Raw genomic sequence first — 13,994 nt, 5'->3', positions numbered from 1 at the left:
CTATTCTTTTTTTCTGAATCGGCTTATCTTTGCTTTCGTAGAAATCAATAAAAAGTTATAATACTATGAGAAGACTTTTCCTCATATCGTCATTCTTGACGTTGTTTGCAATCGGAAGCTCGGCGCAATGGAAGCCGGCAGGTGATAAAATCAAAACGGACTGGGCATCCCAGATTAATCCCGCGAATGTGTTGCCCGAATATCCTCGTCCCATCATGGAACGGAGTGACTGGAAGAACTTGAACGGACTGTGGAATTATGCCGTTATAAATAAAGGTGAGCATCTTCCGGCAGAGTTCGAAGGGCAGATACTTGTTCCCTTTGCTATTGAATCCTCCTTGTCCGGAGTTGGAAAAAGAATCAATGAAAACCAGGAACTGGTCTACCAGCGCAGTTTTGAAATTCCTTCTGCCTGGAAGGGAAAACAAGTGCTGTTGCACTTTGGTGCTGTCGACTGGAAAACGGATGTATGGGTGAATGATGTGAAAGTAGGCAGCCATACGGGGGGATTTACTCCGTTCTCCTTCGATATTACTGCCGCCCTTTCTGGCAAAGGCAACAATCAGTTGGTCGTAAAGGTTTGGGACCCAACGGATAAAGGACCTCAACCCCGTGGAAAGCAGGTCAGCAATCCGGAAGGTATCTGGTACACTCCCGTAAGCGGTATCTGGCAGACGGTATGGATGGAGCCGGTTGCCGGAAAACATATCGAGAATCTCCGTATCACTCCCGATATTGACCGTAATCTGTTGACAGTGAGGGCTGAATTGAATAGTGCATGCCCTTCTGACTTTGTGGAAGTGAATGTGTATGACGGCAATCAACTGGTAGCTACCGGCAAAAGTATCAATGCAGAGCCGGTGGAGGTGTCCATGCCCCGGAATGCCAAGTTGTGGAGTCCGGATTCCCCCTTCCTTTATACGCTGAAAGTGACGCTGAAAAGCGGAGGAAAGGTAGTGGATAAGGTGGACAGCTATGCTGCCATGCGTAAGTACTCCACCCGTCGTGACGCGGATGGTATCGTACGTCTGGAACTGAATAACGAAGCTTTGTTCCAGTTTGGACCGCTGGACCAGGGCTGGTGGCCCGACGGACTGTATACAGCTCCCACAGACGAGGCTTTGCTGTACGATGTACAGAAGACGAAAGATTTCGGTTTCAATATGATTCGCAAGCATATCAAGGTGGAACCGGCACGTTGGTACACACATTGTGACCGTTTGGGTATCATCGTATGGCAGGATATGCCGAGCGGTGACCGTAATCCGGAATGGCAGAACCGTCGCTATTTCGACGGGACAGAAATGAAACGTTCTGCCGAATCCGAAGCTTATTATCGAAAGGAATGGAAAGAAATAATGGATTGCCTCTACTCTTATCCGTGTATCGGTACATGGGTACCGTTCAACGAAGCTTGGGGGCAGTTCAAGACGGTAGAGATAGCCGAATGGACGAAACAGTATGACCCGACCCGCCTGGTGAATCCGGCAAGCGGCGGTAACCATTATACTTGCGGTGACATGCTCGACCTTCACAACTATCCCCAACCGGAAATGTATCTGTATGATGCACAGCGCGCTACGGTTTTGGGTGAGTATGGCGGCATTGGCCTTGTCTTGAAAGACCATCTTTGGGAACCGAATCGCAACTGGGGATATGTTCAGTTTAACTCTTCCAAAGAAGTGACTGATGAGTACGTGAAATATGCCGATATGCTGTATCGGATGATAAAAAGAGGTTTCTCGGCGGCCGTCTATACACAGACCACGGATGTGGAGGTGGAAGTGAACGGTCTGATGACTTACGACCGCAAGGTGATAAAGCTGGATGAGAAACGCGTGAAGGAGATAAATACGCGTATCTGCAATTCACTTAAGAAATAAGGGCATTTATAATTTACCATTTACAAAGTACAATTTGGCTGCGCTGTTATCTGCATAGTTAAATTGTACTTTGTAAATGGTAAATTGTACATAAAAATGTTGTTATGAAACGATTGATTATAAAGCTTTTCCTTAGTCTGTGCCTATGGGCGGTATTGCCGGTCTGTGCACAGGATGCTGTTCATTACTATTTCAGAACGATGGATATCCGGAACGGTCTTTCGCAGAACACCGTGTATCAGATTTTGCAGGATAGGAAAGGCTTTATGTGGTTCGGAACCAAGGACGGTCTGAACCGTTATGACGGATTGTCTTTCCGTGTCTACAAGAAGGAGAATTCCAGTTTAGGCAGGAATTTCATAACCGCACTCTATGAAGACCGCCGGGGTAATATCTGGATTGGAACCGATGGAGGAGTCTTTATTTACGACCCCGTGTTGGATTCCTTTACCGCTTTCGATGAGGCCAGTGATAACGGCAGTATCATCAGGGATTTCGTCACTATGATTGGAAGTGACGAGGACGATAATATCTGGATATCGGTAGAAAACCAGGGGTTGTTCTGTTATAAACCGGATGAAGGGAGCCTGCTGAACTATCTGCACGATTCGGGACTGCCCAATGTCACCCGCTTTTGGCTGAATGGGAATACGTGTTGGCTGGCTTTGTATGCGGATAATCTTTACTATGCGAAAGCTGACTTTGAAACTCCTCTGCAGCCTTTCAAGGATGCGGAAGGAAATGAAATTTTCAAAAATGATATTATTAACTGGCAGGTCAACGGACCCCATAACTGCGTATATATCGCTTCGCTGAACGGTTTGACAGAGATAAATCAGACTACAGGCAAGACGCGGAAGCTGCTGAACACCTATGTGAGGGCCTTGCAGTTCAAATCTGACAACGAGCTGTGGGTGGGTGCAGAGTCTGGTTTGTATATTTACAATCTGACGAATGACAAGATTACCCATCTGACCGTTCCCGACCAGGATGATTCGTATGCATTGTCGGACAAAGCCATTTATTCGCTCTGCTGTGACAAGGAGAACGGCATGTGGATAGGTTCCTATTTCGGTGGAGTGAACTATTATCCTTATCAGTGGACTTATTTCGAGAAGTTCTATCCGAGAGACAATCTCAGGCATTTTGGCCGTCGTGTACGGGAAATCTGTGAAAGTAATGACGGCACTTTGTGGATAGGTACCGAAGACAAAGGCTTGTTCAATTACAATCCGGAAAACGGAAAGATAGTGCCCTTTGAACATCCGGCCATTTATCAGAATGTTCATGGCCTTTGTCTGGATGGGGATGATTTGTGGGTAGGTACGTTTTCCGGTGGTCTGAACCGGGTGAATCTTCGGACCAGGCGGGTGAAACATTATGCCAAGGGTGAGAGTGAGAATTCCATGGTCGCCAATGACGCCTTTACCATTTGCAGGACCACTACGGGAGACGTGTGGATAGGCACCACGTCCGGTCTGTTGAAGTATAATCGTCCCACGGATGACTTTACCCGGATTCCTCAGCTGAAGAATATGTTTACTTATGACATTCTGGAGGACTTCAACGGAAATTTGTGGTTTGCCACTTTCTCCAATGGAGTGTTCTGCTACAATGTAAGAAGCCGGCAGTGGAGGAATTATCTGCCTAATGAGAACGATTCGACCTCTCTTCCCTACAATAAAGTAATCAGTATTTACGAGGACAGCAAGAAGCGTCTGTGGTTCATGACGCTGGGTGAGGGCTTCTGCCGCTACAATCCGGAAACGGATAATTTTACCCGTTATGACATGTCGAAAGGATTTCCGAGCAATACCATTTACAAGATGGTCGAGGATAAGCGGGGAAACTTATGGATTACTTCTAATTATGGTCTGGTCTGCTTCAATCCCGATACGGAGAGCAAGCATGTTTATACCACGGCTAATGGGTTGCTGAGCAACCAGTTTAATTTCCAGTCCGGTTACATTGACAAGAAAGGACGCATCTATTTAGGAAGTATCAACGGATTCATTGCCTTTGATCCGGAAACTTTTGTGGAGAATACTTTCCTCCCTCCCGTGGTGATTACAGACTTCTTTCTGTTCAATAAACGGCTTTCGGTGGATAGTCCGGATTCTCCTTTAGAGAAGAGCATTACCTATGCGGATGAAATAGAACTGGATGCCGACCAAAACTCCTTCTCTTTCCAGGTTGCGGCTTTAAGTTATCAAGCACCCGAAATGAATGGACTTGAATATAAGTTGGAAGGTTTTGACCGCGACTGGTATACGGTAGGGCGGAATTCCATCATCAACTATTCAAACCTTCCTTATGGAAGCTATACATTGCGTATAAAAGGTTCCAACAGCGATGGCAAGTGGAATGCTACGGAACGTGTGCTCGACATCCATATTCATCCTCCTTTCTATCTCTCCACCTGGGCATATGCCGGTTATACGATATTGGCGTTATGCTCACTGGCTGCTGTAATCATCTATTTCAGAAAACGGACCCGGCAGAAGCATCAGCAGGCTATGGACAAGTTTGAGCGGGAAAAGGAACGTGAGTTGTATACTGCAAAGATAGACTTCTTTACAAATGTGGCGCATGAGATACGTACACCACTTACACTGATAAAGAGCCCGCTTGAGAATGTACTGGCTTCCCAATCTGTTTCGGATGACATCAGGGATGATTTGGAGACCATGGAACTGAACACCAACCGACTGCTCGATTTGGTAAACCAGTTGCTGGACTTCCGGAAGACAGAGACACAAGGCTTCCGATTGAATTTTGTGGAATGTGACGTATCTGAGCTCTTACAGAAGACGTATAAGCGTTTCAAGCCTTTAGCACGTGAAAGGGGGCTGGCATTGAGTATAGAGACTCCCGAAAGCTTGTATGCTTCGGTTGATAGGGAAGGGCTTACCAAGATTATCAGCAATCTGCTGACCAATGCGATAAAGTATTCGGAGACCTATATACGCATCAGGTTATATTCGGAAGGTGAAAGACTGCTGCTTTCTGTATGCAATGACGGCCTTGTCATTCCGGTAGAGATGCGCGAGGAGATTTTCAAGCCGTTCATCCAGTATAAAACCGGTACGTTGCGCTCTGTGCCCGGCACCGGTATCGGGCTTGCGCTTGCCCGTTCATTGGCCGAACTCCATGAGGGTACGTTGTGCATGGAAGATTCGATGGAGAACAACTGTTTCCTGCTGTCACTTCCACTAAGGCACGAGCAGACGGTGGTCGTAGAGCATAAAGAACCGGTAATGGTCGGGGAATCCTCCGAGGAAAGTGGTGCAGGTACTGCCTTGGAACAGCACCGGTATACCCTTTTGGTGGTGGAAGACAGTCCGGAAATGCAGGCATTTATTGTGAAACAGCTCTCTTCGGAATATCGTGTGCTGACTACCGTGAACGGAGTGGAGGCTTTGAAAGTGCTGAAAGAGCATACTGTAAATCTTGTCATTTCAGACATAATGATGCCCGAGATGGATGGATTAGAATTGTGCGAACACCTGAAGTCCAAGCTTGACTATAGCCATATACCGATTATTCTGCTTACAGCGAAGACGACCCTTCAAGCCAAAATAGAGGGAATGAAATTGGGGGCTGACGTATATATAGAGAAACCTTTCTCTGTGGAATATCTGAAAGTGTGTGTAGCCAATCTGCTGAACAATCGTGAGAAGCTACGGGCTTCTTTAGTCAATTCTCCTTTTGTGCAGACGGGCAGTATGGCAATGACAAAGGCAGATGAATCTTTCCTTAAAACATTGAAGGAAGTGGTGGTTGCCAATATGCAGAATCCGGATTTCTGTCTGGATGATATGGCAAGCCTGCTGAACATGAGCCGTTCGAGCCTGAATCGGAAGATAAAGGGCATATTGGATATGACTCCCAATGACTACATCCGCTTGGAACGACTGAAGAAAGCGGCGCAGCTTTTGAAGGAAGGGGAGTGTAAAATCAATGAGGTTTGCTACATGACCGGCTTCAATACTCCTTCCTATTTTACCAAGTGCTTTCAGAAGCAATTCGGTATTTTGCCCAAAGACTTCGTGAAATGATTGAATTTATGTTAGTATAATGACCAATTACGAAAGTGCATACAGAAAGAGGGTAGATGGTTGGGGGGATACATTCTTAATGCGGAGTTATTGATTGGAAGTATGCTCCATTTATCTAATCTATAGCTATTTGTAAACTTGTTCGAAAATTTTTGTTTATGTATAAAAGGTATTCTTTCTCTTTTCCCCATTTGTATCTGTACTTATTTGGTGAATGATTACCCATGGTTAAAATAGAAAAATGGACTTAAATGCTCTTTGAAATGTATTCAGAGGTGTTTTTTGAATTTATCATTATATAGATTGAAGCGATATTTGTATTAAATTTACTTTTGTACTAATATATTTGCATCCAGAAACCAATTAATTGTTAATACTATGAAATGAATATTTTTATCTATTTGACAAATGCTTTACACATTTGTGGGATGTCAATTTTTGTGTTTTATTCGAAAATCTAATTCTATTAAAAATTATTTTATGTGCTGTATTAATCAAAAAAACAAGTTGAAAGTAAATAGACGAGTGATTTTTCTATTTATGTTGGTATTTATTTGCTTTTCATTATTTGCACAAAGTGAGAAGATGGTGGTGCAAGGGTATGTGACAGATGCCGCAAGGGATCCATTGCCTGGTGTTACAATTACTGTAAAAGGTACTTCTGATGGGGTGATTACTAATGTTGACGGAGAATATTCTATTACTGTATCAAAGAATGCTATTCTCATTTTTAGCTATGTGGGATTTGTCGATCAGGAAATCCCTATTGCTGGTAGTAAGATTCTTAATGTAACTATGGAAGAAGAAATTGGTAAACTGGACGAAGTCGTAATTGTTGGATATGGTACACAAAAAAAAGTAAGTGTAACTGGTTCTGTATCTAATATATCAACGAAAGAATTGGCCAAAATTTCGACACCTTCACTTAGTAACACTTTAGGAGGACAGATTCCTGGTATCGTGACACGTCAAGCAATAGGTGAGCCCGGGTATGATCAGGCCCAAATTTATATTCGTGGTTTTGGTACTTGGACAAATAGAAATCCTTTGGTTTTGGTTGATGGAATTGAGCGAGATATGAATACGATTAATACTGAAGAAGTAGAAAGCATTTCGGTTTTAAAAGATGCATCGGCAACAGCTGTTTATGGAGTTCGTGGAGCTAATGGTGTAATTTTGATTACAACTAAAAAAGGTAATATAGGAAAACCTAAAATAACATTTAGAACTGAATATGCAGTGTTAACTGGACTTAGGTATCCTGATTACATCAATGCTGCAGAATATGCAGAATTGGTTAATGAAGGGCGTAGGAATGTAGGTATTACAAGTATGGCCTACACAGATGAGCAAATTGAATTATATCGTAACGGGAGTGACCCTTATTTGCATCCTAACGTAGATTGGGTAGATGAAATATTGCGTAAAAATACGACCCAAAGTATTACGAATTTGAATATTACAGGTGGTAGTGAAGTTGTGAGATATTTTGTGAATGTTGGGTATACATCTCAAAGTGGTTTATATAAAGAAGATAACTTAAATAATTACAATACAAATAGTAAAATTAATCGCTACAATTTTCGTTCTCGCGTAGATGTAAACCTTTCAAAAGATTTGTCTGTTGAGTTAGGAGTCGGAGGTATCATTCAAAGCCGTAATTTCCCGGGTAAAAGCCAAGGTGATATCTTTACAGCATTGAGAAGAACACCTCCTTTGGCTTTTCCAAAACAGAATCCGGATGGTTCTCCTGGAGGTATTTCTGCATTTTTGGGTAGTAATCCGTGGGGTATGGTGACACAAAGTGGATATGAATCTCAAAATTGGAATACATTGCAAGGAACTTTTTCAGCACATTGGGATTTATCTTCTCTGATAACGAAGGGATTATCACTGAATGGGCGTTTTGCATATGACCATTATTATATTAATAATAAACAATACTATAAGGACTTTGAAGTGAAACATTATGACGGGAAAGATGCGGAAGGGAATGATTTGTATACGGTTTTGCGAGAAGAAAATATCAAAAATGTGGGATTGCATGAAAGTGCGAATAGAGCTATATATTATGAAGTCGCTTTGAATTATGATCGCACTTTTGATAAACATAATGTTGCAGGAATGTTTCTATTTAATAGACGTGATTATGTTGATTTAAGAAATACAGACCCTACTGGCTCTCTACCATATAGACGTCAGGGCATAGCAGGGCGTGTTAGTTATAATTGGAATCAGAGATATTTTGCAGAATTTAATTTTGGTTATAATGGTTCGGAGCAATTCCCCAAAGGAAAAAGATATGGTTTTTTCCCTTCTATTTCATTGGGCTATGTAATTACGAATGAAGATTTCTGGAATCCGGAATGGGCTGTCAGTAACTTGAAGATAAGAGGTAGCTATGGTGAGGTAGGTAATGATATATCGAATAGTGCTCGTTTTTTGTATCTGACAACTATGAATATGCATAGTGCAACCATTCCGTTCGGTAAGGATGGCAACACATATTTGGAAGGTCTTAGTGAAGGAAAGATTGGTAATCCTAATGTTACGTGGGAAACGGCTAAGAAACTAAATGTTGGCTTTGATTTGGGTTTGTTTAAAGATGCTTTGTCATTGCAGGTTGATATTTTTAGTGAGAAACGCGATGGCATTTTGATTAATCGTGGAACTATACCTAGTGTAGGAGGGTTCCCCGATGGTGCTATACCTGTGGCTAATTTAGGGAAAGCTGAGAATAAAGGTATTGAAGCTGCGTTGGAATTCAAAAAAACGACTCACAATGGGTTGTTCTATTCTTTGAGAGGTAATTTCTCGTTTGCACGTAATAAAATTATAGAAAATGATGAACCGGAGCCCCTATATAAATATCAGGATGCTCGCGGACGTTGCATTGATCAGCCTTTTGGCTTGGTTGCTTTAGGTTTCTTTAAAGATCAAGATGATATAAAGAATAGTCCTCGGCAAACATTCCAAAGCGAGGTACGTCCTGGAGATATCAAGTACATGGATGTGAATGATGATGGTGTGATAGATGATTATGACAAGGTGGCTATTGGTTACCCCCGAACACCTGAAATAATGATGGGATTTGGTGGAACTGTGGCATATAAGGGGTTTGATGTTAGTGTGTTCTTTACTGGGGCAGCTCATACAAGTTTCTTCTTGGATGGGCCGACGATGTATCCTTTCTATAATGGAGAAGGTTCTTGGAATGTATTGCGTGAATATTACGATCATAGGTGGACTCCCGAAACAGCTGTTACAGCTAAATATCCGTTGGTTACAAATGAATTTAGTAATAACAATTATAGAACTTCTACTTTATGGATGAAAAATGGTTCTTATTTAAAGTTGAAGACGGCTGAAATAGGATATACATTCAAAGGACATTTAATTGATAAGATGTTCATGGATGATATCCGTATATTTTGTAATGGGCAGAACTTATTATCTTTCGACCATTTAAAAATAGTAGATCCGGAAGCAGATAATGGAACTGGTAGTTATCCCATGCAGAGAAGTATAAATGTAGGTTTCCAAATTAATTTTAAATAATGAGATTTATGAAAAAACAAATGATTGATAATAAGATATTGAAGTTCTGTTTTTTGATGCTTGCGGTTGTAATGTCGTCATGTAGTGATTATTTAGATAAGACTCCTGATGATGCTTCATCAAAGACAATGGAGGATATTTTTAGTAACCAGCTATATACAGAACGCTTTCTTTTGAAGACATATAGTTATCTTCCTCCGGAAAATAATTACAATGATAATTTTGCACATTCTCCGTGGAGTGGTGCTTCTGATGAGATGAATTTAACTTGGACATATCCCATGTGTAAGAAAATGAATTCGGGATCGTGGGATGCTTCAATGATTGAAGAAAATTGTAATATCTGGACAGAATTATATCGAGGAATACGCCAATGCAATTTGTTTTTGGAGAATGTCGTTAATTCGCCAGTAGATGAAGCTACAAAAAATATGTGGATTGGGGAGGTGCATTTTCTACGTGGACTATTTCATTTCTTTTTGTTGCGAAATTATGGGCCTATTCCAATTATAGACCATTCTTTGAAAATGGATGAAAAGTACTATTATGTTCGGAATACATTTGATCAATGTATAGACTTCATCGTGACAGAATTTCAACAATGCATTGATAGTAATGTTCCGATAGCTTATACAAATACTTCCGGTTCTATAGTGACATCAAAATATGGGCGTGTGACTAAAGCGGCAGCTTTAGCTATGAAATCTAGAGTTTTACTCTATGCTGCAAGTCCGCTATTCAATGGGAATGCTGATTATGTGAATTATAAAAATGAAGATGGGACTTTATTATTTGGAGCGAAGGATGATGGAAAATGGCAGTTAGCAGCAAATGCTGCATTGGAGTGCATTACTCAGGTGGAGCAGAGTGGTCATTATAAATTGTATCATTCTAAAACAGATGATCCTTATAATAACTATGCTGAGATTTTCTTACCTGGGAATAAATGGAATGAAGAAATTTTGTTTGCTCGCAATAAGGGAACATCGTTTGGTAATAATATTCACCAGGAACAATGTATGTCACCTAATGGAATGGGAGGATGGTCTGGACTAAGTCCGACGCAAGAAATGGTTGATGCTTATGAGATGAGTGATGGCACAACTCCGATTGTTGGGTACAATATAGATGGAAGCCCTATAATAAATAGTGAAAGTAAATATTGTGAGGAGGGAGTAGCTGAAGTTGCTGGTAAATATCATCCTGCAGGCATTTCGAATATGTATGCTAATAGAGAGCCTCGTTTCTATGCTACGATCAATTTTAATGGGCAACAATGGCGAGGAAGAACTTTGGAGTTCTTTTATGGAGGTAAAGATGGTATGCAAAATAGTAGTGTTGATTACTCTTCAACTGGATATTTGTTGAGAAAGACATCAGATGAGGAGGTGAATATTGTTGCCGGTACTGGAGGACAGATTGAGATTGCGATATATGCTAGATTGGCTGAGATATATTTGAATTATGCGGAAGCTTTGAATGAAGCGAAAGGACCTATTGATGAAGTATATAAATATGTAAATTTGATTAGAAATCGTTCTGGTCTTCCTAATTTGAGGATAGGATTAAGTAAAGAAGAGATGAGAGAACGGATTCATCATGAGCGTAGAATAGAGTTGGCTTTTGAAGCGGGGCATCGTTATTTCGATTGTCATCGTTGGAAAATAGCAGAAATTGTTGATAATGGAGATATTCATGGAATGAATATAAATGCTGGCTTAGAGCATTATTTTGAACGTACTAGAATTAGTAAACGTATTTTTGAGAAAAAGCATTATTTGTTTCCTGTTCCTCAGGCTGAAATTAATAAACGTATAGGTGTGGTGCAATCCCCGTTGTGGTAGTTCTTATGAATATTGATGAAGTAATAGCTTGTGAAGAAGCTATTACTTCGTTTCCTTTTAATTTAATGGCTTATGAGTATATTAAAATATATATTTGCTCCGTTATCTTGGAAACGGACAAACTATCAACATTAAAGTCTAATTTTAAAATATTTTAAGCATGAAACGAACGGCTATATTATTTTATACGCTGCTCCCTCTGTTATTGCTGATTGGCAGTGGACAAGCCTTGGCACGCAAGCAATGGACGGAAAAACAAGCTTGGAAATGGCAAGAAGAAGTGGGCGTTATCAAGGGCTTCAATGAACCCAATCCGGCCTACCCCAGCATGACGCGGGTCGATGTGTTGTGCAAAGCCCATGAAGTGGGTTTGAACAGCGTGCGCTTTTGGGTGCGCGGGCGGACTTCTGATGACCAAATCCGGTACATTCAACAGATGATAGACGATGCCGACCAATTCGGCATGACCGTCTCGCCCGTCATCTCATGCGTGGCTGACAACTATTGGCGCAACCGGGGCAAACAGCCCATGCAGGAATATGAAGCGACCGTCCGGAAAGTCATCCGGGCTTTCGCCAAGGAGAAACGCATTGTGTTTTGGGATTTGTGGAACGAACCCCGCTATGAAGACAAGGCGGAAACCTACGAACAGATGGATATACTCGAACAGATGGTGCAGTGGTGTCGCGACGAAAATCCGATCCAGCCACTTACGTCCTCCATCATCTGGGCTACTATCAAACGAAACAGCAAGTCGCTCAAACGCATGGCGGAAGTGGAAAGCATGATGGACATACACAACTTCCACTACTACAACTGTGCGCTCAACTTCAGCAAAAATATTAATGACATGATGGACTATCTGCAAGAAATAGGCTCTCGTCCCATGGTAGCGACTGAGTGCCTCACCCGCACGAACGGCTCTGGCATAGCCCGTACATTCGCCGCATTTTCAAAATACAAAGTCAATTTCTACATTTGGGGATTGTATATCAACGACTGCAACTGGGAAGCCCGCTGGGGACGGAGCACTTACGACCCCTACGGTCCGATGTTCCACAATATCCTCTATAGTGACGGAACGGCCTATGACAGCCGGGAGATAGCGATGATCAAAAACTACCGCTTCGCTTCTCCAGGAGAAGAACTCTATCCCGGACTGGAAATCACCGAACGCTGGAATCACAAAAGAGCCTGGCAATGGATGGCAACTGGTCCGTTGAAGGGACGTGCCGCACAAACCCTCTATTTGGGCACAACGCAGCTCCCGGGCTACAATGCCGTCAGCCTGAAACTGTCATACCGTGATTGGGTGACCGACTCTACCGCGTTTTTCAACAATTTGGAAGAGCAATTGAGTCTTGCCGCAACGAACCGGCTCACAGTCATGCCGGTATTGCTCACTGACGATGATTTCAATGCTCCGCACCTTTCCTTGGCAGAATATGTCGGCACGGTCATCGGCAAATACTATTGTGACACCCGTATCAAAGCGTGGGAATTGTACCACCATCCCGGCGAGAAAGTGACCGCCGCGTCCGCGCTCCGCGAACTGATCACGCTCATCTTCCGCCACGCCCGCAACCAGTATGCCAATCAGCCGCTTACCATGACACCTTATGTACAAGTGAAGCCGTTTGCTCCCGATTTTAACTATTGGGGAGCTTTGGTACATGGGCATAGAGCCGGTTGGGACTACCTGACTTACGGAGGAGGAAGCTCTGCCGAACTCTGTTACCAAATATGGAGTCTGTCTGACATTATCGCTTTTTCCTCTGCTCAAAAAGCACCGGAAACCGGCTGGCTGGCCAGTATCTGCTATCGTTTCGGACGGCCGATTTTCTGTACGGAGTGGAACGCTCCCGCGGTGGAAGACATCGTTCCTACCTTGGAACGCTTTGCTATCAGCCAACTGCATTGGTTTTCCGGTCAAGAGATTTCCTCTGAACTGCTGGATAATTTCGCGTTCAAGCAGATTTCTACCCAACGGCAAGTCACGGAGGGGATATTTTAAATGTCAGATTGATTTCTGCGATACCTTATTCAATATCAAGGAATACAGCAGGGTGCAGTTCTGCGTTATGGTGCTGAGCTGTAGCGTTTATGAAAACTACGTGGCCAAAACAATTGCTAAGATGTATTAGGGAGCGATACCCCTATGGGATTATTACATATGGAGGATACAGCTGGAAGTAAATGGTAAGATGTTGAATATCAGTAATGAACATGCTCTGTGCATATCTCGTTATATGACATCTACGGATAAACTTGTCTGGGATGTCTCTAAAGGAGAGTGGGGCGTGCTGCGTACGGGAATGATGCCGACCGGACGAACCAATTTCCCGGGTGGCCCGGATGGCACTGGCCTTGAGATAGACAAGATGAGCAAGGGGCATCTTGCCATGCATTTTGATACGTTTATCGGACAAATTTTAACGCGTATTCCCGCACAAGACCGCCGGATATTCAAGGTGTGGTTCAGAATGCCTTACTCGAACTAAGCGACTATGTTTGGGGATATTGTTATACTCAACTGACTGATGTAGAGCAAGAACAGAATGGTCTTTATTATTATGACCGTACATCTAAATTCGATATGAAACGTATTCATGTTATTTTTAGCAAGTTACCTAAGAAAATGAAATGATGTC

At 42.5% G+C, this 13,994-nt stretch carries 6 protein-coding genes and 1 pseudogene; all 7 read left to right on the top strand.

Annotation, left to right across the window (positions count from 1 at the left end):
• Positions 1–65 precede the first annotated feature (65 nt).
• Entirely contained in the window at positions 66–1,883 is a 1,818-nt protein-coding gene (locus tag DWY57_RS15030; protein ID WP_119962000.1) for a sugar-binding domain-containing protein, read from the top strand.
• A 104-nt stretch (positions 1,884–1,987) separates the two neighbouring features.
• Positions 1,988–5,941 (top strand): hybrid sensor histidine kinase/response regulator transcription factor, encoded by a 3,954-nt coding sequence (locus DWY57_RS15025; RefSeq protein WP_119961999.1) that lies wholly within the window; start codon positions 1,988–1,990, stop codon positions 5,939–5,941.
• A gap of 480 nt (positions 5,942–6,421) precedes the next feature.
• Positions 6,422–9,499 carry a TonB-dependent receptor gene (locus DWY57_RS15020; protein WP_119961998.1) on the top strand — a complete coding sequence of 1,026 codons (3,078 nt, stop codon included), beginning with the start codon at positions 6,422–6,424 and terminating at the stop codon, positions 9,497–9,499.
• Positions 9,500–9,507: 8 nt separating this feature from the next.
• Positions 9,508–11,343 carry a RagB/SusD family nutrient uptake outer membrane protein gene (locus DWY57_RS15015; RefSeq protein WP_119962026.1) on the top strand — a complete coding sequence of 612 codons (1,836 nt, stop codon included), beginning with the start codon at positions 9,508–9,510 and terminating at the stop codon, positions 11,341–11,343.
• A gap of 160 nt (positions 11,344–11,503) precedes the next feature.
• Complete coding sequence (locus DWY57_RS15010; RefSeq protein ID WP_119961997.1) at positions 11,504–13,357, top strand: hypothetical protein; 1,854 nt, start codon at positions 11,504–11,506, stop codon at positions 13,355–13,357.
• A gap of 136 nt (positions 13,358–13,493) precedes the next feature.
• Entirely contained in the window at positions 13,494–13,844 is a 351-nt protein-coding gene (locus DWY57_RS15005; protein WP_220186796.1) for a glycosyl hydrolase, read from the top strand.
• Positions 13,808–13,990 (top strand): annotated as a pseudogene (locus DWY57_RS21390) (hypothetical protein); the annotation flags it as partial. The gene DWY57_RS15005 and the pseudogene DWY57_RS21390, both read left to right, overlap by 37 nt.
• Between the last annotated feature and the right edge of the window lie 4 nt (positions 13,991–13,994).

The sequence above is a fragment of the Bacteroides sp. AF25-5LB genome (genome assembly GCF_003602965.1).
Lineage (GTDB): Bacteria > Bacteroidota > Bacteroidia > Bacteroidales > Bacteroidaceae > Bacteroides > Bacteroides uniformis.
The sequence above is the reverse complement of the archived record's forward strand: the minus strand, read 5'-3'. Positions and strand labels throughout refer to the sequence as shown.